The following is a 21,319-nucleotide window of genomic DNA, read 5'->3' as shown; positions in this document are numbered from 1 at the left end:
TTAGTTTTCGCCGCGTTCCCGTTCGTCGGCCCGGTCGCGGAACGACTTCAGGGCCTCGGGCTCCTCGCCGGGCAGGACGATGACGTTCCGGCGACCGGCGTTTATCTTCACCACGAGGTCTTGGGCGTCCATCCGCGCGAGGAGGCGACTCACCTTCGACTTCGACCACGGCGTCCGGGAGACGATTTCGCTCTGCGGGAGTTGCCCGTCGTTCGCTTCGAGGAGTTCGAGGACGCGCTCCTCGTCCGAGAGCGGGGGCGAGGGGTCGGCTCTCGGTCCGCGTTCGCGGCGCTCAGGGACCGCCTCGCGCTCCGTCGAGTCTGCCGCGCTCGGCTGGCTCCCGCCGTCGGTTCCGGTCCGGGTGCCGGTCTGCGCTCTTCGCGTGTCCCTCCTCGTCGCGCCGGTTTCGGTGTCGCTCGCCGAGTCGCCCCGCCCGGTCGGGCCGGACCGACTCGCCGACAGCGCCGTCGCCGCCGCGCCGCTGGCGAGGAGCCACACCGACCCGACGAGTCGCGGGCCGAACCGGTAGAGCAGGCCGACCGCCACGCCGAGCGCGAAGAGACCGACCACGCCGAACCCGACCGCGGTCGTGCGAGTGAGCGGGTTCGTCCCCAGTCGGACTTCGGTCCCGTCGGCGAGGAGGTCCCGGTCGGTGTCGGCGGCCGCGGGGTCGGTGCCCCGGTCGCGCTCGACCCGGTTCGGGAGGCCGTCGCCGTCGAAGTCGCCCGACGGCGACAGGACGCGGAGGCTGGCGAGTCGGCTGACCACGACCGTCTCGTTCGCGCCGACGCGGGTCACGGAGACGCTGACGTTCCGAGCGCCCGGCGAGAGCGTCGTGACCGACGAGTCGTCGCTCGTCGATTCGGACGCCGACTTCGACCCGGCCCCGGCTTCCAGATTCGACCCCGGAACCGCGAGTTCGACTGCGGTGTCGGCCGGGCCGAGCGTCGTCGTCGTGCAGTTCAACTCGACGTTCGCGGTCAGGGCACAGACCCGGTACTCGGCGGTCGTCGGGAGGTTCCCGAGCGTCGTCGTCAGCGAGTAGGGGCGGGACGGCCAGAGGAGAACGGTTCCCTCGTGGCGACCGGCGACCGCCGCCCCGGAGACCGACACCTCGCCGACCGCGAGGTCCGGCGGCGTCCCGACCGTCGGCGTCGAGGAGAGCGCCCCCGCGGCCGGGCCGCAGGTCACGCCGACGGCGACGGCGACCGCCGCGAGGGCGAGCGCAATCCCGACCGGCGAGCGACCGGGACCCGGCGTCGGCCCGACGCGATTCGTGTCCGCACTCATTTCTCCGACGGTTCGCACTCCGTAGGCAATACTATAGAGCAACTAAGCCGCGACTGCCGGATTCGGACGAGGAGGTCCCGAGCCTCGCCCGCGAGAACGGCGCTCCCGAACGTGCGGTTCGGAAGGAGCTAAATCGGCTCGAAATCGCCTAAAAGCGGCTTATCCGGCCGATAATAAAGCCCGTCCCCCGTCACGCGAGAGACGAGCGCGTGCGGTCGCCCGTACGCCACCATCTACGCATGAACTCGTCACAACTCGCCATCGTACTCGGAACGAGACCCGAAATCGTCAAACTCGCGCCGGTCATCCGCGAGTGCCGGAATCGCGACGCGTCGTACACCGTCGTCCACACCGGCCAGCACTACTCCCCGGAACTGACCGAGGTGTTCTTCGAGGAGTTAGACCTCCCCAGACCCGACCACACGCTCGGGGTCGGGTCGGCCACCCACGGCGAACAGACCGGGAGCATGATAGCTGGCGTCGAGGCGGTCCTCCTCGACGAGGACCCCGAGACCGTCCTCGTGCAGGGCGACACCAACACGACGCTGGCCGCGACCGTCGCGGCGAGCAAGTTGGACGCCGAACTCGCCCACGTCGAGGCGGGACTCCGGAGCGACGACCGGGACATGCCCGAGGAGATAAACCGCATCATCTGCGACCACGCCGCCGACGCCCTCTACCCGCCGACCGACGCGGCCGCCCGGAATCTGCGCGCCGAGGGCATCCCGGACGACCGCATCTCGGTCACGGGGAATACGGTCGTGGACGCGCTCGAACGCCACCGCGACCTCGCGGCCGAGCGCACCACCGCGCTCGACGACTTCGGCGTCGAGGAGGGCGAGTACGGACTCGTCACGCTCCACCGCGCCGAGAACGTGGACGACCCCGACCGGTTCGAGGCGATTCTGACCGGCATCGACCGCGTGGCCCGCGAGTACGGACTGAAGATGTTGTATCCGGCCCACCCGCGCGCACGGAAGACGTTGGAGGAGATTCGCGTTCCCAACTCCGTCGCGGTCACGGAACCGCTCGACTACCTCGACTTCCTCCGACTCGAAAGCGAGACCGCGGTCGTGCTGACCGACTCGGGCGGCGTCCAAGAGGAGGCCTGCGTGCTGGGCGTGCCCTGCGTCACCCTGCGCGAGAACACCGAGCGCCCCGAGACCATCGCGGTCGGCGCGAACCGACTCGGCGGCGTGACCCCGACCAGCATCTTCGAGACCGCCCGCGAGATGGTCGGCACCGACGCCGACTGGGACAACCCCTTCGGCGACGGCGACGCCGCCGCGAGGATTCTGGACTCCTCGGCCGCAACGAGTCCGAGCGACGCGGACGGGACTGAGAGCGCGACGAGTGCCGGAGAGACGGACGAGGCGACCCGCGAGGGCGACGCCGAGGACGCGACTACGACGGAGGTCGTCCAATGACTTCCGTCTGCGTCCACGGTCTGGGTTACATCGGCCTGCCGACCGCCGCGGTACTGGCCGACGCTGGCTACGAGGTCGTCGGCTTCGACGTGGACGAGGAGGTCCGCGAGATAGTTCGGGGCGGCGACTCCCACGTCGAGGAACCCGAACTCGCCGCCCTCGTGGCCGAGGTCCGCGAGTCGGGCGACCTGACGGTCGCCAGCGAGGTCCCGGCCGCCGACTACCACCTCGTCTGCGTGCCGACGCCCTTCGACCCCGAGACCCGCGAGGCCGACCTCCGGTACGTCCGAGCGGCGGCCGAGGGGTTGAGCGAGCGGTTGCGGTCGGGCGACGCGGTACTCCTCGAATCGACGGTGCCACCCAACACGACGACCGGTCCCTTCCGCGAGGCCGTCGAGGAGTCGTCGGGACTCGCCGCGGGCGCGGACTTCTCGCTGGCCCACTGCCCCGAGACGGTGCTTCCGGGCAACATGCTCGCGGAACTCCGGGAGAACGACCGACTCGTCGGCGGGGTAGACGAAGCGTCCGCCGAGGCGGCCCGGAGCCTCTACGACCCCGTGGTCGAGGGCGAGATTACGGTCGTCCCGGACCCTACGACCGCCGAATTCGCCAAACTGATTCAGAACACCTACCGCGACGTGAACGTCGCGCTCGCCAACGAGGTGTCGAAACTGGCCGACGACTACGGCATCAGTTCGCGGGCGGTCATCGAGGCCGCCAACAGCCACCCGCGCGTGGACCTGCTGAATCCGGGACCGGGCGTCGGCGGCCACTGCCTCCCCGTGGACCCGTGGTTCCTCGGCCAGCACTCCGACAGCCTCGACCTCGTGTCGAACGCCCGCGAGATAAACGACGCGATGCCGAACTACGTCGCCGACCGCGTGACCGACCGACTCGGGTCGCTGGAGGGCCGGAAGGTCGCGCTCCTCGGGGTCGCCTACAAGGGTAACGTGGACGACACCCGCGGGAGTCCCGGCCTCGCGCTCGCCGACGAGTTGCGCTCGCGTGGCGCGACCGTGGCGATGCAGGACCCCCACGTCACCGCGATTTCCGCGCCCGCGAGCGCGAAGGGGGACGGAGACGCGAACGGGGACGCCGTCCCTTCGAGCGACGGGGACGTGGTGGCAGACGGCGGAGACGCACGCGACGAGGACACACCCGAACTCGAATCGCTCGTCGGCGCGACCCGGAGCGCGGACGCGCTGGTCGTCACCGCGGCCCACGACGAGTACGGCGAACTCGCGCCCGGCATGGTCGCCGACAGGATGGCCGACGACGTAATCGTGGACGCCTGCGACGCGCTCGACCGCGAGCGGTGGCAGGGCGTCGGGGTCACGGTCGAGACGCTATGACCCGGACCGCGACCGCGTGGGTGGACCTCGTGAGTCCGTCCCACCCGTTCCTGTTCGAGGGCCTGCTGTCGTCGTTCCCCGACCTCGATTTGAAGACGACCGTGCGCGAGAAGACCGAGACGGTCGAGTTGGCCGCCGAGGCCGGGTTCGACTTCGAGGTCCGGGGCCGGGACTTCGACAACCCACAGCTCCGGAAGGTGGGGATTCCGCTCCGGACCGCGCAACTCGCGGCCGACCCGCCAGCCGCGGACGTGTCGCTCTCCTCGCGCAACGCGATGTGCGTCCTCGCGTCGAAGGCCCGCGGGATGCCCTCCGTCCACTTCACGGACAACGACATCACCGCCTACGTGGACGGCCTGTGGGCCGAGGAGCTGTACAACTTCCTCGAAGCCCGCGCGACCTACACCGTGGTTCCGGAGGCGTTCGACACCGCGGAACTCGAAAAGCACGGCGCGGACGCGACCTCGATATACACCTACGCGGGCTACAAGGAGGACATCTACGTCGCCGACTTCGAGCCGGACGAGTCGTTCACCGACCGACTTCCATTCGAGGAGTACGTCGTCGTCCGGCCGGAGGCGCTGGGCGCGGCCTACGTGGACGCCGCCGAGTCGCTGGTCCCCGCGATTCTGGAAGGCGTCACCGACACTGGCTACAGCGTGGTCTACCTGCCCCGCGGGCGCGGCGACCGCGAGTACGCCGCCGGATACGACGACGAGGAGGTCCACGTCCCCCGGCAGGCCTACGACGGCCTCCAGTTGGCCGCCCACGCCGACTGCGTGCTGACCGGCTCCGGGACGATGGCGCGCGAGGCCGCCTGCATGGGCAAGCCCGCGGTGTCGTTCTTCCCGAGCGAACTCCTCTCGGTGGACCGCGAGTTGGTCGCGGACGGGCGCATCGTCCACTCGCGGGACGCCGAGACCATCGCGGACTACGTGGCGGGCCTCGACGCCGAGGAGACCCGACTCGACCGATCGCGCTCCCGGCGGGTCCGCGACGAGGTGGTGTCGCTGACCGACCGACTGGTCGAGCGCGCCGCCAGATGAAGCGTGCCGAGTCTGATTCACCACCGACCGCCGATTTCGCCGAGTTCGGCCGCGTTCCGCGGCTTACCGCCTCTATAATAAAACCCGTTCGCGGCCTGTCGAACGACTACGAGAAGCGATTCACCCCCACAACATGAGTTCGTACAACGAGAACACCGACCGGACTTCGGTGCTAGACCGAGACGAGACGACGCCGAAGTCAGTCCCCGTCTGTCTCGTGGGACTGGGCTACGTCGGCCTGCCGCTGGCCGTCGAGTTCGACCACGCGGGACAGCGGGTACTCGGATACGACATCGACGAGGAGCGCATCGAACGACTGCGGCGCGGCATCGACGTGACCGACGAGGTCGGCGACGCCGCCATCGCCGAGAGCGACGTGCGATTCACGGCCGACCCCGCGGCCATCGCCGACGCCGAGTTCGTCTTCATCACGGTGCCGACGCCGGTAGACGAGTTCCAGAACCCCGACTTCCGGTTCGTCGAGCAGGCCGGTCGCACCATCGGCGAACACCTGACCCGAGACACCACCGTCGTCCTCGAATCGACGGTGTATCCGGGCGCGACCCGCGACGTGTTGGTCCCGGCGCTGGAGTCGGTGTCGGGACTGGCCGCCGACGACGAGTTCCACGTGGCCTACTCCCCCGAGCGGACCTCGCCGGGCGACGACGACCACGGCATCCGGGAGGTCGTCAAGGTCGTCGGCGCGGACGACCCCGAAGTCCGCGAGGAGGTCGCCGCCCTCTACGAGTCGGTCGTCGGTGCGGGCGTCCACCGCGTGAGTTCCATCGAGGCCGCGGAGGCCGCCAAGTGCATCGAGAACGTCCAGCGGGACATCAACATCGCGCTGGTCAACGAACTCTCCATCGTCTTCCACCAGATGGGACTGGACACCCGAGAGGTGCTGGACGCCGCCCGAACCAAGTGGAACTTCCACGACTACTCGCCCGGACTGGTCGGCGGTCACTGCATCCCCGTGGATCCCTTCTACTTCGCCTACGGGTCGGAGATGCAGGGGTACACGCCCAAACTCACCCTGAAGGGCCGCGAGATAAACGAGTACATGCCAAAGCACGTCGGCGAGGTCACGCTGAAGGCGCTCAACGACGCCGGGAAGGTCCTCAGCCAGAGCGACGTGCTGGTGCTGGGGCTGGCCTACAAGCCCAACGTCGCCGACATCCGGACCTCCGAGGTGCAGGGCGTCATCGACATCTTGGACGAGTACGACGTGAACGTGACGGGCTACGACCCCCACGCCGACGACGACGCGATGGCCGACCACTTCGGCGTCGAGGTCCGCGAGTCGCTGTCGTTCGAGGGCACCGACTGCGTGCTGTTGGCGACCGCCCACGACGCCTTCGAGGGGCTGGACCTCGACGCCGCGGCCTCCTCGGCGGGCGACGAGCCGGTGTTGATGGACGTGAACGGGATGTTCGAGGCCGAGACCGCCGAGGAGAGCGGCTTCGTCTACCGGAGGTTGTGAGATGTACCGAAACACGCGAGTCGGCGTCGTCGTCCCGGCGTACAACGAGTCGGAACTGGTCGGGACCGTCGTGGCGACGACCCCCGAGTTCGTGGACCGAATCTACGTCGTGGACGACTGCTCGACCGACGACACGTGGGAACACGTCCAGCGGGCCGCCGAGCGCGAAAACGAGCGCGTTCGGCGGGACGCAGAGGAAGCGGGAGCTGAAACCGACGCCGACGCCGACGAAAGTGCGGCGGGCGAGCGCGGCCCGGAGGTCGCCGACGGCGCGGCCGGAGCTGACAGTTCAGCCAAAGCCGACGGTCCGGCCAAAGCCGACGGCGGAGTCGTCGGCGAGCGCGTCGTGCCGATTCGCCACGAGGAAAATCGGGGCGTCGGCGGCGCGGTCACGACAGGTTACGCGCAGGCGCTGGACGACGACGTGGACGTAATCGCGGTCATGAACGGCGACGCCCAGATGGACCCCGACGAACTCCCGCGGCTCTTGGACCCCGTGGTCGAGGGCGACGCGGCGTACGCGAAGGGCAACCGGCTCCTCGAATCGGAGTTCCGCGAGGGGATGTCCGACTGGCGGCTGTTGGGCAACTGGTCGCTGACCTTCCTCACCAAAATCGCCAGCGGCTACTGGAAGACGATGGACCCGCAGAACGGCTACACCGCCATCTCGGCCGACGCGCTCGAAACGCTCGGTCCCGACGAGTTCTATCAGGACTACGGGTTCTGCAACGACGTGCTGGTCAAACTCAACGCCCGCGGCTACACGGTCGCGGACGTGCCGATGCCCGCGGTGTACGGCGACGAGACAAGCAGTATCGAGTACTCGTCGTTCGTCCCGAAGCTGTCGTCGCTCCTGCTGAACCGGTTCGTCTGGCGACTCCACACCAAGTATCTGGTCCGGGACTTCCACCCGCTGGCGCTGTTCTACCTCCTCGGCGTCGTGACGGTCGGCGCTAGCGCGATTGCGGGACTGGCGGCGCTCTGCTCGGACGACGGTAGCAGTCCCACGCAGAGCGTCGCGGGCGCGATACTGCTCCCGGTCGGCTGTCTCGCCCTGCTGACCGCGATGACCCTCGACATGCGCGCGAACCGCGACAAGGAGGTGCGCGTCGAGTGAAGGTCCTCCAGTTAGTCACGGAGCGCCGCCCCTTCTTCGACCAGCAGGTCGCCGCGCTCGAAGCGGCGGGCGTCGAGTCCACGGTCTGTGAGGTGCCGGGGAGTCACCATCCCGACGAACCGCGGACCGCGGCCGAGTACGCCCGGTTCTACCCCGAGGTCCTGCGGGCGCTGGACGACCACGACCTCGTCCACGCGAACTACGGGCTGACCGCGCCGTTCGCGCTGGCGCTCCCGAAACGCCCGGTCGTCGTCACCTTCTGGGGCACCGACCTGATGGGCGACCGCGAGTGGATTCGCCAGTTGAGCAGGTACGCCTCCGACCTCGCCGACGCGACGATTCTACCGAGTCGCCGGATGGCCGACGCGCTCGGGCGACCCTACACCCGCGTCCCGTTCGGCATCGACACCGACCGCTTCCGGCCGATTCCGCGGGACGCGGCCCGCGAGCGAGTCGAGTGGGACGCAGACGAAATCGTCGTCCTCTTTCCATACGCCCCGGAGCGCCCCGAGAAGGACTTTTCGCGCGCCGAGCGCGTGGTCGAGCGGGCGGACGCCGAGGCGGACCTCCGGACCGTCACCGGGGCACCCTACGACGAGATGCCCCACTACCTGAACGCCAGCGACGCCCTCCTCGTGACCTCGCGGCGCGAGAGCGGCCCGATGGTGGTCAAGGAGGCGGCGGCCTGCGGCGTGCCGACCGTCTCGACTGACGTGGGGTTCGTCGGCGACGTGCCCGGTGTCGCGGTCTGTGAATCCGACGACGAACTGGTCCGGGAACTCGACCGCGCTCTCGCGGACTCGGCGAGCGACTCCTCGGAATCGCCCGCCGAATCGCCGACGCTCCCCGAGGAGTGGCAGTTAGCGGCGACCGGCGAGCGCCTTCGGGCGGTCTACGAGCGCGTGCTGTCGGGAAGCGACGCGAGCGCGTCGGCCGGGACGGTCCGGCGACCCGACGGCGGAGGTGTCACCTGATGTCAACGCAGTTGGGCGGCGTCCTCCGCGACCTCCGCATCGACAACGCGTTGGCGGGACTCGGCGTCCTGCTGGCGGCCGCGCTGTTCCCGCTCCGGTTCTTCGCCGACCAGATATACATCGAGACGATTCCCGTCGTCCTCGGCGCGGCGTGTCTCCTCTACCTCGTCGGGGTTCGGAGTCGCACGCGTGACGACCACGCCCTCCCGCGACTTCCGGCCCGCGTCTCGGCCGTCCTGCCGAGCCTCGTCTTCGTCGGCTCTGCCGCGCTGGTCGTCGTCGCGGTTCGGGCAGGCGAACGCTCGATACTGTTCTACGACATCGCGGGCCTCCTCGGGACGCTGGTCCTCGGACAGGTGCTGTTCGCCAGCGAGCGAGCCTACAGTCGCAACTGGCTGTTGGCGCAGGTCGTCGTGCTGGCGGCCGCGATTCGGCTCCCGGCGCTGTACGTGAATCCGGGGTTCGTCGGCATCGACCTCTACACCCACATCCCGCGGCTGGCCGACGCCATCCTGACCGAGGGGACGCTGAACGCGATAAACGACAACAAGCACTTCGCCGCGCCGTTCTACCACCTCTACGTCGTGGCGAGTTCGCTGTTGTACGACTCGTCGCTCCGCGTCGCGCTCCACCTCTCGGTTGGGCTACTCGTCCCGTTCGCGTCGCTGTTCGTCTTCTCGACGGCGAACCTGCTGGTCGGCGAGCGGTGGGCGGTCCTCGCGGCCGCGCTGTACGCCGTCGCCGACTACCCCATCGAGTGGGGCATCCACGTCATCCCGACGAGCATGGGCCTGTACCTGTTCCTCGGTCTCGCGTTCATGGTGGTGCGCCTGATGCGCGTGGACAACCGCCTCCGGGACTTCCTGCTGTTGGCGGTGGTCTCGGTGGCGCTCATCCTCACCCATCAGGTCTCGACGTTCATCATGCTCGTCCTGCTCGGGTCGGCGCTGGTGGCCCGACTGCTGGTCGAGTACGGCCCCTTCGCGGGGTCGGCGAGCGTCTTCGACCCCTTCGGCGGCGAGAAGACGGTCAAGATTCTGGGTCTCCTCGTCTTCGACGCGGGGTTCACCCTGTTCATGTGGTCGTTCACGCCCTACGCGGGGGCCGACCAGCCGTTCCTCTCGCTCGTGTTGAGCTACCTGCTGGAGACGCTCCGGTCGGGCGCTGGCTTCCTGAATCTGGTCGGCGGCACGAGCGCCGCGTCCGGCGGGGGCGGCGCGGCGAGCAGTGGCGCGCCGACACTCGTCCAAGAAATCGCGCTCTACATCGACACGACGGGCTTTCTGCTGTTCATGCTCCTGACGTTCGTCGGGTGTCTCTACGTCGTCCACCGCAAGCGCGCCTCGCAGGCGACGTTCACCCTGCTGGTCTCGACGGCGGTCATGCTGGTGTTCGTCCTCGGTCTGCCGATGTTCGGCATCGACAACTTCGTTCCTCAGCGGTGGATCGCGTTCATGTACGCGCCGATGGCGATTCTCGGCGTGGTCGGCTTGGGCTACCTCTCGCGGTCGCTCGACGCGCGAGCCTTCGTCGCGTTCGCGGTTCTCCTCGCGCTCGTGTTCCCGAGCGTGATGGTGATGTCGAGCAACGGAACCGTGGACGCTCCGGTGTTCGCGGGCGAACGCGAACGACTCAGCTACACCGAGCAGGAACTCGACGCCGTGGACACCATCGGCGCGATGACCGGTTCGCCCGACCGCGACAGCCTGACCGGTCGCCAGATTCTGCACACCGACCACCCCTATCAGACGGTGTTCACCAGAACGAGGAGCTACCCCGCCGCGCCCGCCATCGTCAACGAGAGTCGGCCGGTGGACCACGAAATCGTGGTCTACCGCGACTACCAACGCGACGGCGCGTCGTTCTTCCTGACCGGCGAGAACGGGTCGGGGACGATTCGGGATATCCCCCAGTCGCGGCTCTGCGGCCCGGACACCGGCGAGGTGTACGTCAACGGCGACGTGGCGATGTGTTCGACGCCGTGAGGTCAGGTCGGACCCCGGCGCGACCGCACGGGGTCGCACCGGACCGCCCCGTCACTCGAAGTCGTCGGTGACGAGTTCGTCCAGAAAGTCCCTGCCTTCGACGACCGCAGTTCGGTCGCCGACGCCGACCGCGGCGAGGGCGTCCGCGATGGCGCGTTCGGCGACCGTATCGCTCACGAGTACCGCGACGTGAGTCGCGCCGTCGGCGACGAACTGATACGCGAGTCCGGCCAGAACGGTGTCGGTCTTCTCGATTCGGTCCTCGGAAACGTCGTCGGCCGAGAGGTTCGCCATTCGCTCGCGCGTCGTGTCCACGACCTCCGGAACGCGCGGCGTCGAGAAATCGACTCGGGCGGGTTCGAGCCACCCGGCGTCGCGGGCCGCCCGGAGGCGGTCGCGCTGGTAGGCGTACGCGCCCGGACTCTCGCCCAACTCCTCGGCCACCCGCTCGGGGACCGCGACCGTGACGTTCCGCCAGCGGACGAACCGTTCGAAGGCCCGATACTTCTCGTTCGACGGCCCGCCCATCGCGAACAGGACGCTCGTGTCAATGACGGCGGTGCTACCGCTCGGAATCCGCTCGCCCGACATTATTTGGGGAACTCCAAATACGGGTCGTACGCCGGGGCCTCCTCAACCACGTTCTCCAACGCGGTGAAGACGGTCATTCCTTCGACGGGGTGGACGCCGAGTTCGTCCGCCGCGGTCCGCTGGGTGAGTTCGCCCGCCACGATTCGGAGCGTGTAGTGGAGCGCGGCGGCCAGTTTGGCGACGCCCTGTCGCTCGACGAACACGTGAATGTCGTCGTCGTCCAGTTGGCGACCGATGGCGTCGACCAGCGCGGGCGTCGCGACGACGTTGCCGCGGTCCGTTTCGAGACGAAGGCGAATCGGCTCGACGGTGACCGTCGCCGGTGTCTCGGCGTTCTGCCGCACGAGGAGTCCCATCTCCTCTAACTGTCCGACGTACTTGTAGGCCGTCGAGTGGGCCATATCGAGGTCGCGCTTGACCGTCTCGACTTCGACCGGGCCGTTCCGGAGGACGTAGACGTAGAGGCGAGCGAGTCGGGGCGAGTTCAGCAGTTCGGCGTACGTGAGGAGGTCCTCGAACGTCTCCTCGGGGTCGGACGGAGTCGTTGGTCGGTCGTCGGTAGACATTACGGTACATGTTCCATGTACTGGGTATTAGAAGTTGTCCTCGTCCGAGACAGACCGACGTGTTCGACGCCGTGAGAACGAAGTGTTCGACGCCGTGAGGACGGACTACGTTTTCAGACGCCGTGGTCCCGAAACCGGAGCAGGTCCACGGCGACCGGAAGCTCCTCGAAATCGTCGTCGGCACCGGCGACCAGTGTCGCTTGTCGGTCGGTCGCCAGCGCGACGGCGTGGGCGTCCGCGAGCGAGACGTGGCCGTCGGCTTTGATTTCGCCAGCGAGTCGCCAGTCGGCTCCCTCGACGTTCAGGCCGCGTCGTTCGAGGGCGCGAACGTCGCGGTCCGCCGTTCGGAGCGACGCGTCGGTCGGCGTGTCGTCGTCGGTCCCCTCGAAGCGAGCGACGAGGTAGAACACCTCGCTCGCGTTCGCCTCCGCCAGATACCCCTCGGCGTCGCCGTCGAACACGTCGGCCAGCAGGTCGGCGACGGTCTCGTGTCCGGGTTCGCCGTAGAGGAACGCGACGATAGCTTCGGTGTCGAAGACGTAGGTGTCGGTCATCGCTCGCCATCCTCGTCGTCCGTCCCTGCCTCGCCGTCGCCCGTCTTCGCTTCACCGTCGCCTGCGCTCGCGTCACCGTCGTCCCCGTCACGGGGGCGCAGTCGCTCGACGCGCTCGCGCTCGCGCCGTCGCTCCTCGTCTTTCCGTCTCCGAACTTCTTCGAGTACTTCGCCGGGTTCCCGGTCGCCCGCGTGGATGCCGTGAAGTTCGTCGAGCGACGGGATTGGCTCGATGACGATGCGGTCGCCCTCCTCGTAGACGAACACCTCGCCGGGCGTCTCGATACCGAACTTCTCACGGAGCGCCTTCGGAATCGTCGCCTGTCCCTTCTGCGAGATGCGTACAACTTCGGGACTCTCAGAGTTACTCGACATAGCTAGTTGTACATACGTTTCCCAGTATTACTAAAGCTATCGTCGTAATCGCTAGTGAACCGAGTACGAGCTTCGTAGCGGCGTTCGACCGAGGAGACGGAACTCGGAGTAACGACCCGATACGCGGACCTATCGACCTGCTATGCGACCGCGTATCCGGCCGATAATAAACTGCCCTCGGGTCGGAGTCGCGGGTATGGATTCGAAGCCTACGACCCGACGGCGCTACCTCCTGACGGCCGGAACGGCCGCGACTGCGATGCTGGCCGGGTGCCAATCCGGTGCGGACTCCGAAGCCGAAACGACGACCGCAGGCGAGACGACGACCACCGCTGGCGAGACGACGACCGGGAACGCGACGACCGAGGGCAAAGAGACGACCACGGCGGCCGACGAGACCACCGAGAGCGACGACTACCCCGAGGACACGAACCCCGACGACGGTTACGCGCCGGAGTTCGAAGACCAGCCGTCGGCGATGGAGTTCGACCCGAGTTCGTGGCCCACCCGCAGGGAGGAAGCCGAGAGCGGTTCGACGGTGGACGTGCCGCTGGTTCCCCTCGACGTGGCGCACAACCTCTACGCGCGCCGCGAAGCGCGGATGCTAGACGCCAGAGCGACGTACGGCTACGAGGTCTCCCACGTCCTCGGCGCGGTCCGGAGTCCGTCGCCGACCGGCGCCGACGGCGACCCGACCGGCGACTGGCCGACCTCCGACACGATAATCGCGTACTGTCACTGCCCCCACCACCTCGCGGTCAAGCGCGCCGCGAACCTCCTCGACGAGGGGTACGAGAACGTCTACGCCCTGCAAAACGGCTATCAAGCGTGGACGGTCGCCGACCACCCGACCGCCGGGAAGGGCGTCTCAGCGATGGCGAAGACGTGGACGATTACGGGCACGACCGACGCCAGCGACGCGGGCGGCGTCGCCTACGTCTACAACAGCGCGACCGACCACGTGGCGGGCGCGGAGATAGACGACGACGGCTCGTACGCCGTCGAGTTCTCGTCCGCGAGCGTCTCGAAGTCGGACACCGTCACGGTCGGCACGCCGAGCTACGAAATTACGGCGTCACTTTCGTCGGTCACGGAGGCGACAGTCACGGCCGACTTCGGTACGACCAACGGGACGGCGAACCGCTCGTCCGACGCCACGACGACCGTGAACGAGACGACGATGAACGGTTCGTCCAACACGACGAGCAACTCGACGCTGAACCCCGACGGAACCTCGAACACGACGGACAGCAGTAGTCTCCTCGGTCGGTTTCTCGGGGTCGAGTTCTAACAACGGGGGTCGGGTAGACGTTCCCCCGATTCTCCGATGGCTAAACTGCTAGTTCCGAAGCAGAAGTCGTCATCGTCTCGGTAGTAGAGGGTCTTCCGGCATTCGTCGGCGGCATTATCGGCCTCGTGGTAGGGGTTACAGTGAACCCAGTCCCGAGAATCCTCCGCAGAGCCTTTAGCTGCTGGTCAAGTAGCTGGCACGGTTCCCACGTCTTTCGGCACGGGAGGAGGTCAATCGAAATCAGTGACCGACGTTTAGATGTGAGCCTCTCCTACACCTCCCGCGTTTGGGAAGCATACCACGAGCATGGACTCATATCCAGATTCGGCGTGGGGCTACTTCGTCAGCAGTTTCCGCCGGTGACGACGGGACGCGCCGAGATGTCACATTCATCGGCGAACTCCTCGCGCTCCTCCGAGAGTCAGAGAAGCGAAACACAACGGGCGGGCCACGACGATTGCACCGAAAACCGGTCGTTCCCGGAGTGTCCTCGAAACGACCAACGCTACCTGCTCACGACCGAGCGAGTCGTTCGATACGGAACAGAGAACCTTCAAGTCGTAAATCCGAATATCGGGGACTTCATCCAAATGCGGACCGGGATGATTAGCTAACGCACACTATACGCCACGAAATTTAATATTTATATATTTAGTTGACCAGTTACTATGATAGACTAGCTGTTATCATAGCATATTTATGCACCCAATAAGATTCATTTGATATGCCGTCTGGCAACGACTCACACCGAAAGCCACGCAGTACGAAACGAAGTAGCGACGGTCCGCTCAGTCGCCGCCGTCTCATGAAATACATGGGCGCGACGGGAGTGGCCGCTAGTCTCGCCGGGTGTAGCAGCGGAGGCTCACCGGGAACGACGACCGAAGGCAACGGAACGACGACTGACGGGTCGAATTCCCAAGAGACCACCGAACAGGTCTCGTCTGAAGACATTCAATCTGGCGGAATATTCAAGACCGGAACGGACAGCACCACGAACGGAATCAACGTCTTCCGTGTCGGCGACGGAGAAACGTCCGACCGTGCCGAATTGGTCATGGACCTCGGCTACATTCGAACGGGTCCCGAGTACGACAACATCCTTCCCCTCTGGTTCGAGGACATCGAGGTCGAACAGCCGGTCAACCAAGTCGACATCAAACTCCGTGAGAACCTGAAGTTCGGCGAAGGATACGGTGAGCTGACCGCCGACGACTTCCTCTGGTGTATCGACAACATCTGGAAGGCCGACTGGGCGAGCTTCGCGTACACGAACGAGTTCTACGTCGGCAAAGAGGACGAGCCGATTCAGTTCGAGAAGGTGGACAAGTACACCATTCGAGAGACGATTCCAAGCTCGCGTCCGTTCTTCCCGTACAACGAGCCGCTCAGCTATCAGTTCCCGATTCCGAAAGAACTCGCGGAGCCCTACGTCAAGAATCAGGACGCCGAGGGTCTCGAAAAAGACGAATCCATCATGAAGGCGACGTTCAACGGGAACCTCGGTCCGTGGGACCTGAAGAACTGGACGCAACAGTCGGTGATGGAGTTCGAACGAGCGGACGAGTACTACCTCCGTAAGTGGGCGAAAGAAGACGACCGCGTCCCCGACGTGTTCGCCGAGGCTCCCTTCTTCGACGAGTACCACTTCCAGTACTTCGACAAGTTACAGACCGCCCGGCAAGCACTCGAAGCTGGCGAGATCGACACCGCGTACGTCCCGTCCACGAAAGTCAACTCCTACAAAGAGAAGGACAATCTCAAACTCTACAAGAATCCGTACCGCTCGTGGTCCGGATACCTCGGCATCAACCACCGTGCGAACGGCTGGAGCCAGCTTCGCAACAAGAAAGTCCGGCACGCGATGGCTCACATCTACAACAACGAGTTCATCGTCAAAAACATCCTCAAAGGTCGCGCCGGAGTGCAGAACACGCTCTACCCGACGTGGGGTACGTACTCGCCGGACGAGGCCACCACGTTCGACGGGTCTCTCGAGAAGGCGAGACAGCTCCTCAAGGAAGGCACGTCGAGCGATTACGGCTACAGCGGCGACACCTTCGTCGGCCCGGACGGCGAACAAGTCGAACTCAAACTCGTCTACCAGTCCGACGAGCTGGACGACCTCCGCGCGTCCTACCTGAAAAAGCGCCTCGGCGAGGTCGGTATCAAGCTGAAACAGCAGACGACTTCGTGGACGAGTCTGCTCGGCACGTACTTCCAAGCCTCGAATCCTGCAGAAGGCGTCTCGGACTCCGAGAAAATCGGATTCGGCGAGGACGGTAGCGAAAAGCCCTCGTCGTACAACAGCGGCCCGTGGGACAAGGCGGTCTCCTCGAAGTCGTGGGACTTCATGCTCACGCTCGGGTTCAGCTACGGCCCGCTGACGCCAGCCAGTACGATCGAATCGCTGTTCGGCGAGAAAGGAAACTTCAACGCCTACGGGTACACGCCGGACAAGGACTTAGCCAGCATGCGTGACGAAGCGCAGACCGCCGAGTCGCGTGAAGCCGCGGCTGGCACCATCCAAGAGATGCTCGCGTACCTCTCGGAGGAGCGTCCGGTCATCTTCGAGTACAACCCGTACAACTACTACGCGTACCGTGAGAACGTGGAAGGCATCGGTCAGAGCCCGCCTGACAGCTACTGGGACAAGAACACGGACCGTTGGGGCGCGAAGATGCGCTTCTCGGACGGAACGAGCGGCCGGTAGCTGACACGTTCAACTAATTAATTTGCTAACCAGCACGCCATGAAATGGTACATAGCTAAACGCCTCGCGTTTACCCTGTTTGCGACGTGGGTCGCGCTCACCTTGACGTTCGGATTGATCTCCGCATCGCCGAATCAAGAACAGATGAGAGCGATGACGAGTTGCGCAGCGACAGGTGAGGATCCGCAGGAATGTAAAGAGCAGTTCCAAGAGAAGCGAGGCTTGGATAAACCAATCACGGAGAGGTACCAAAACTACATGATCAACATCGCCACGCTCAACTGGGGTTGGTCTCAATCCCGGTCACAGTACGTCATACCGGCGCTACTGGACGCGTGGAAGTTCACGGCACAGTACACCATTCCCGTCATCGTGATATCTACCATCGTCGGGTACGGGCTCGGGTTGTACTCAGCGTACCAGCCGTATACGAAGGCAGACTACGGTGCCTCCTTCGTGGCCTTCTTCGGGATCAGCATCCCGAATTTCTGGTTCGCTATCATACTGATAATGCTTTTAGCAGTCCAGTTGGATTTCCTTCCAGTGTACTATCAGAGCGGAATCCCCCGACAGCAAGGGTGGTTCTCGATAGCGAACATAAAGCAACTGATAATGCCGATAATCGTGTTGCTCACGGCTTCGTTCGCCTTCCAGACACGGTACTCGCGTGCGCAAGCGCTCGAACAGATGAACCAAGAGTTCGTGAAAGTCGCTAAAGCGAAGGGCGCGAGCGACTATCGGCTCATGATCTGGCACGTCCTCCGGATGGCTGCAGTCCCGCTGTCGACGAGTTTCGTCAGTCGCATGCTCGGGATATTCTTCGGTGGGGCGCTCGTCATCGAGCAAATCTTTGCGATTCCCGGCCTCGGCTACATGACGTACACGGCCATCGTCGAACAGGACACCGCATTGGTGCTGGCGACGACACTCATCACCGTGTTCATCGCCATCGTCGGAAACCTCCTCGAGGACATCGTGTACGTCCTCTTGGACCCGCGAATTGACTACAGTGGACGATAATCATGGCAACTGAAAACAACGACATCTCGTTCGAGGACATCGACTGGGAGACACAGAACGTCTCTACGTCTCTCGTCTCCAGAGAAGGTCTCGTCGAGTTGGCGTGTTACCTACTGATAGTGGCGCTGTTCGCCTACGACTACGCGATCGTCGAGAACGAACGCCCCCTCATCTTAGAGTGGGACGTTCTCAGCGTGGAATGGTTGTTCGCGGGGACGCTCGTCGCGATGTTCTTCCACGTCGGACTCCCCCTCTACAGGAACAAACGGATGCGACAGTTCTACTGGCGGCGCTTCAAAAAGAACAGAATCGCCGTCGTCGCTCTGGCGTACCTCGGCGTCATCTTCGTGATCGGCATCCTCGGCCCGATCTTCGTCGATCCGCCGCAGGTCCGATTCACGAACCGGATTCTCCCGCCGGTCGGCATCACTGCAACGGTCGATGGTGTCGTGAAAACTGGAACGTGGCAGTATCCGTTTGGAACGTCCGCGGAAGGTCGAGGTATCCTCGCACTCGTCGTCTACGGGATGCGAGTCAGCATGGAAGTCGGTCTCATCTCGACCATCATCGCCGTGTTCATCGGCTCCATCGTCGGGTCGGTTGCGGCACTGGCGACGGCGACGGACATCGGTTGGATGGACGAACTCCTCATGCGGTACACGGACATTCAGTCGGTCTTCCCGGTGTTCATCCTGCTGTTGCTGTTGATATATCTGTTCGGCGGAGAACTCTGGATGATCATCGCACTCTACGGATTCTTCGGCTGGGAAGGAATCGCACGGACAGTTCGTGGTGAAGCGCTTCAGCGTTCGAGCGAGGACTACATCAAGGCCGCACGTGCCTCGGGTGCGAATATGCTGTACATCGTTCGCGCCCACCTCATCCCGAACTCGGCGAACAGCGTCATCATCAGCGCGTCGGTTCTCATCCCGGCTTTCATCCTCGGAGAGGCCACGCTCGCGTTCCTCGGCTTCAGCGACCCGAGCACGTTCTCGTGGGGGCGCACCATCTCCAACGGGCAATCGAACATCGAACAGGCATGGTGGATTTCGACGATTCCCGGAATCTTCCTGTTCTTCACCGTACTCTCGTTCTACTACGTCGGTGAAGCACTGCGAGATGCAATGGACCCCCGTCAAGAGATCGAAGGAGGTGGTGGACTGTGACGAGTCCGCTACTCACCGTCGAGGACCTAAAAACACACTTCCACACCGACGACGGGACGGCGTACGCCGTCGATGGCGTTAGCTTCGAGGTCGATCACGGTGAGACCGTCGCTATCGTCGGCGAGAGCGGAAGCGGGAAAACGGTCACGAGCGAGTCGATCACGAAAATCTTGGACATGCCACCCGGCGAAATCGTCGAGGGGACGGTCAGGTTCGACGGAAAGGACCTCACCTCGATGTCCGACAAGCAACTTCAGGAAATCCGTGGAAACCGTATCAGCCACATCTTCCAGAACCCACAGAACGGCTTGAACCCGGTCTACAAGGTCGGCCGACAGATCGGCGAGTCACTTCGGATTCACCGCGACGACTTGTCCAAAGACGAAATTCGAGACCGCGTGATCGACCTCTTGGACAGAACCGGAATTCCGGAAGCCAGCAGTCGCGTCGACGATTACCCACACGAGTTCTCGGGCGGCATGAAACAACGAGTGCTCATCGCAATGGCACTTGCATGCGACCCCGACCTCCTCATCGCGGACGAACCGACCACCGCACTCGACGTGACGATTCAGGCACAGATACTCAATCTTCTCGAAGACATCCAAGAGGAGTACGAGATGAGTATCGTCTTCGTCACGCACGACCTCGGAGTCGTCTCCGAAATCGCCGACCGAGTCGTGGTGATGTACTCGGGTAAAATCATGGAACAAGGGAGCGTCGAGGATGTCATCCAGAATCCCGCCCATCCCTACACGAAGGCGCTAATCGAGTGCCTTCCGGGTCGGGGCTCCTCGATGAAACGGATCGACGGAACCCTCCCGTCGGTTACGGACCCGCCAGCGGGCTGTCGGTTCAATCCTCGATGTGAGCACGCCGTAGACGCCTGTTCGAAAGACGATCAACCGGAGATGTACGCTGTTGACGACGACTCCGACCATCGGGCGTCCTGCATCTACTACGGCCCGAGACACGACGAAGTGGAACTCGAAACACATGACAACCGTAACGATACACAACGAGACACCCGTGCTGATGGAGGTCACGAGACATGAGCCCGCAGTCATCCGATAGTACTCAGAACCCGAGTACCGATCGAACACTCATCGACGTAGATGGGCTAAAAAAGCACTTCCCCATCAAAAAGGGAATACTCAGTAAGGAAGTCGGTCGCGTGAAAGCCGTCGACGGCATCTCGTTCGAGGTAAAGCAGGGTGAGACCGTCGGTCTCGTCGGTGAGTCCGGTTGTGGGAAGTCCACAGCCGCGGAGTCGATTCTTCGACTCGAGGAGCCGACGGAAGGGTCGGTGATGTTCGACGGTGAGGATATCACGGAGTACAGCGATACGGAACTCAAAGCGTTCCGACGGGAAGCCCAGATGATCTTCCAGAATCCGGATTCGAGCTTCGACCCCAGAATGTCTATCGGGGAGTCCATCGTCGAACCACTCCGGATTCATGGAGTCGGTCCGCGCAAGCGCCGACTTGCGATCGCACGCGACCTGCTCGAGCGCGTCGGGCTAAGTGGGAGCGACGCCAACCGCTATCCGCACGAACTCTCCGGTGGACAAAAACAGCGCGTTGCACTTGCCCGTGCCCTCGTCGTGAACCCTCGGCTCATCGTTGCAGACGAACCGGTCTCTGCCTTGGACGTGAGCGTGCAAGCAGAAGTACTGACGCTTCTGAAAGACATTCAAGACGAGTTCGATCTCTCGATACTCTTCATCAGCCACGACCTGAGCGTCGTTCGAGAAGTCTGCGATAGAGTTGCCGTGATGTACCTCGGGAAAATCGTCGAGATTGCCGAGACGGAAACGCTGTTCGAGAACCCCCAGCATCCGTACACGCGAGCGTTACTGCAAGCGATTCCGACGATCGACATCGAGAAGAGAGGTATCGACGCAGGACTCAGTGGCGACGTTCCGAACCCGTCGAACCCACCGAAAGGGTGTAACTTCTACACTCGGTGCCCGGAAGTCATCCAGCCGGACGAATACGACTTCGAACAGGAAGCGTGGCGGTCGGTGATGGACCTCCGTGTCTCGATCGAACGCCACGGTATCGACATCGACGGACTCCGGGAATTCGTCGGCCTCGATGCCGACGAATCGGTCTCGAAGGAGGAGGCCGAAGCGATGAAAGCTGAGCTTCGTAACGAACACGACATCCCGTCGTCGCTCGGTGACCCCAGCGCAGAATCGGTACTCGAGGAGGCACTGGATAAGATCGTCAACGGGAATCTCGAGGACGCCGAAGCGTCGCTCGCTCGGGAGTTCGAGACGCCTTGCGAAACGTCCGAGCCGTCGCTAATCGAGTCCGATTCGGACCACGCCTCTGCGTGCCACCTCAACACATCGGACGAAGATGCGAAACA

The 21,319-nt window shown here is 64.4% G+C and carries 17 protein-coding genes and 1 pseudogene; 13 read left to right on the top strand and 5 right to left on the bottom strand.

The genetic code is table 11. The features are described 5' to 3' along the window. The gene (locus EPL00_RS22900; RefSeq protein ID WP_135855397.1) at window positions 1-1,290 is read right to left on the bottom strand and encodes a helix-turn-helix transcriptional regulator; all 1,290 of its coding nucleotides are present in this window, start codon (window positions 1,288-1,290) and stop codon (window positions 1-3) included. A gap of 239 nt (window positions 1,291-1,529) precedes the next feature. Here EPL00_RS22900 and wecB point away from each other — a divergent pair, with 239 nt between their 5' ends. The 7 genes from wecB (at window position 1,530) to EPL00_RS22865 (ending at window position 10,671) form a co-directional block, all read left to right on the top strand. Then, complete coding sequence (gene wecB / locus EPL00_RS22895; protein WP_135855398.1) at window positions 1,530-2,717, top strand: non-hydrolyzing UDP-N-acetylglucosamine 2-epimerase; 1,188 nt, start codon at window positions 1,530-1,532, stop codon at window positions 2,715-2,717. Further along, window positions 2,714-4,069 (top strand): nucleotide sugar dehydrogenase, encoded by a 1,356-nt coding sequence (locus EPL00_RS22890; protein WP_135855399.1) that lies wholly within the window; start codon window positions 2,714-2,716, stop codon window positions 4,067-4,069. Before wecB ends, EPL00_RS22890 begins: the two co-directional genes overlap by 4 nt. Beyond that, a complete protein-coding gene (locus EPL00_RS22885) occupies window positions 4,066-5,115 on the top strand; it encodes a DUF354 domain-containing protein (protein WP_135855400.1) in 1,050 nt (349 codons plus the stop codon). The genes EPL00_RS22890 and EPL00_RS22885 overlap by 4 nt, the downstream gene beginning before the upstream one ends. 133 nt (window positions 5,116-5,248) lie before the next feature. Then, window positions 5,249-6,595, top strand: coding sequence for a nucleotide sugar dehydrogenase (locus tag EPL00_RS22880; protein WP_135855401.1), 1,347 nt, complete (start codon window positions 5,249-5,251; stop codon window positions 6,593-6,595). Between the two features lies 1 nt (window position 6,596). Continuing rightward, window positions 6,597-7,712: a glycosyltransferase family 2 protein gene (locus EPL00_RS22875; protein ID WP_135855402.1), complete on the top strand. Its 1,116-nt coding sequence runs from the start codon at window positions 6,597-6,599 to the stop codon at window positions 7,710-7,712. Continuing rightward, window positions 7,709-8,686, top strand: coding sequence for a glycosyltransferase (locus tag EPL00_RS22870; protein WP_135855403.1), 978 nt, complete (start codon window positions 7,709-7,711; stop codon window positions 8,684-8,686). Before EPL00_RS22875 ends, EPL00_RS22870 begins: the two co-directional genes overlap by 4 nt. After that, entirely contained in the window at window positions 8,686-10,671 is a 1,986-nt protein-coding gene (locus tag EPL00_RS22865) for a hypothetical protein (RefSeq protein ID WP_135855404.1), read from the top strand. Before EPL00_RS22870 ends, EPL00_RS22865 begins: the two co-directional genes overlap by 1 nt. Window positions 10,672-10,722: 51 nt before the next feature. Here EPL00_RS22865 and EPL00_RS22860 read toward each other — a convergent pair whose 3' ends face one another. The 4 genes and pseudogenes from EPL00_RS22860 to EPL00_RS22845 form a co-directional block, all read right to left on the bottom strand. Continuing rightward, complete coding sequence (locus EPL00_RS22860) at window positions 10,723-11,262, bottom strand: hypothetical protein (RefSeq protein WP_135855405.1); 540 nt, start codon at window positions 11,260-11,262, stop codon at window positions 10,723-10,725. Next, window positions 11,262-11,828 (bottom strand): DUF7437 domain-containing protein, encoded by a 567-nt coding sequence (locus tag EPL00_RS22855; protein ID WP_135855406.1) that lies wholly within the window; start codon window positions 11,826-11,828, stop codon window positions 11,262-11,264. The genes EPL00_RS22860 and EPL00_RS22855 overlap by 1 nt, the downstream gene beginning before the upstream one ends. Window positions 11,829-11,941: 113 nt before the next feature. Next, on the bottom strand, window positions 11,942-12,382 hold the full coding sequence (locus EPL00_RS22850; RefSeq protein WP_135855407.1) for a PIN domain-containing protein: 441 nt from the start codon (window positions 12,380-12,382) through the stop codon (window positions 11,942-11,944). 77 nt (window positions 12,383-12,459) lie between these two features. Next, window positions 12,460-12,756: pseudogene (locus tag EPL00_RS22845) on the bottom strand (AbrB/MazE/SpoVT family DNA-binding domain-containing protein); the annotation flags it as partial. A gap of 196 nt (window positions 12,757-12,952) precedes the next feature. Here EPL00_RS22845 and EPL00_RS22840 point away from each other — a divergent pair. From EPL00_RS22840 to EPL00_RS22815, 6 genes are all read left to right on the top strand, one after another. Then, window positions 12,953-14,047, top strand: coding sequence for a rhodanese-like domain-containing protein (locus EPL00_RS22840; RefSeq protein WP_135855409.1), 1,095 nt, complete (start codon window positions 12,953-12,955; stop codon window positions 14,045-14,047). Between the two features lie 1,057 nt (window positions 14,048-15,104). Beyond that, window positions 15,105-16,760, top strand: a complete 1,656-nt coding sequence (locus EPL00_RS22835) for an ABC transporter substrate-binding protein (RefSeq protein WP_238398299.1) — start codon at window positions 15,105-15,107, stop codon at window positions 16,758-16,760. Window positions 16,761-16,799: 39 nt separating this feature from the next. Then, window positions 16,800-17,780, top strand: a complete 981-nt coding sequence (locus EPL00_RS22830; protein ID WP_135855411.1) for an ABC transporter permease — start codon at window positions 16,800-16,802, stop codon at window positions 17,778-17,780. A gap of 2 nt (window positions 17,781-17,782) precedes the next feature. Beyond that, complete coding sequence (locus EPL00_RS22825) at window positions 17,783-18,946, top strand: ABC transporter permease (protein ID WP_135855412.1); 1,164 nt, start codon at window positions 17,783-17,785, stop codon at window positions 18,944-18,946. Continuing rightward, window positions 18,943-20,001 (top strand): ABC transporter ATP-binding protein, encoded by a 1,059-nt coding sequence (locus EPL00_RS22820; RefSeq protein WP_135855413.1) that lies wholly within the window; start codon window positions 18,943-18,945, stop codon window positions 19,999-20,001. Before EPL00_RS22825 ends, EPL00_RS22820 begins: the two co-directional genes overlap by 4 nt. Next, a partial coding sequence (locus EPL00_RS22815) for an ABC transporter ATP-binding protein (protein WP_162224320.1) occupies window positions 19,998-21,319 on the top strand: 1,322 nt, incomplete at its 3' end. The genes EPL00_RS22820 and EPL00_RS22815, both read left to right, overlap by 4 nt.

The organism is Halorussus salinus (assembly GCF_004765815.2).
GTDB lineage: Archaea > Halobacteriota > Halobacteria > Halobacteriales > Haladaptataceae > Halorussus > Halorussus salinus.
This window is presented reverse-complemented; position numbering and strand designations above follow the sequence as displayed.

Bases quoted from the DNA above. Each gene is read 5' to 3' on its own strand.
- EPL00_RS22900 (WP_135855397.1), bottom strand. From the start codon at position 1,290: ATGAGTGCGGACACGAATCGCGTCGGGCCGACGCCGGGTCCCGGTCGC.
- wecB (WP_135855398.1), top strand. From the start codon at position 1,530: ATGAACTCGTCACAACTCGCCATCGTACTCGGAACGAGACCCGAAATC.
- EPL00_RS22890 (WP_135855399.1), top strand. From the start codon at position 2,714: ATGACTTCCGTCTGCGTCCACGGTCTGGGTTACATCGGCCTGCCGACC.
- EPL00_RS22885 (WP_135855400.1), top strand. From the start codon at position 4,066: ATGACCCGGACCGCGACCGCGTGGGTGGACCTCGTGAGTCCGTCCCAC.
- EPL00_RS22880 (WP_135855401.1), top strand. From the start codon at position 5,249: ATGAGTTCGTACAACGAGAACACCGACCGGACTTCGGTGCTAGACCGA.
- EPL00_RS22875 (WP_135855402.1), top strand. From the start codon at position 6,597: ATGTACCGAAACACGCGAGTCGGCGTCGTCGTCCCGGCGTACAACGAG.
- EPL00_RS22865 (WP_135855404.1), top strand. From the start codon at position 8,686: ATGTCAACGCAGTTGGGCGGCGTCCTCCGCGACCTCCGCATCGACAAC.
- EPL00_RS22860 (WP_135855405.1), bottom strand. From the start codon at position 11,262: ATGTCGGGCGAGCGGATTCCGAGCGGTAGCACCGCCGTCATTGACACG.
- EPL00_RS22855 (WP_135855406.1), bottom strand. From the start codon at position 11,828: ATGTCTACCGACGACCGACCAACGACTCCGTCCGACCCCGAGGAGACG.
- EPL00_RS22850 (WP_135855407.1), bottom strand. From the start codon at position 12,382: ATGACCGACACCTACGTCTTCGACACCGAAGCTATCGTCGCGTTCCTC.
- EPL00_RS22840 (WP_135855409.1), top strand. From the start codon at position 12,953: ATGGATTCGAAGCCTACGACCCGACGGCGCTACCTCCTGACGGCCGGA.
- EPL00_RS22835 (WP_238398299.1), top strand. From the start codon at position 15,105: ATGGACCTCGGCTACATTCGAACGGGTCCCGAGTACGACAACATCCTT.
- EPL00_RS22830 (WP_135855411.1), top strand. From the start codon at position 16,800: ATGAAATGGTACATAGCTAAACGCCTCGCGTTTACCCTGTTTGCGACG.
- EPL00_RS22825 (WP_135855412.1), top strand. From the start codon at position 17,783: ATGGCAACTGAAAACAACGACATCTCGTTCGAGGACATCGACTGGGAG.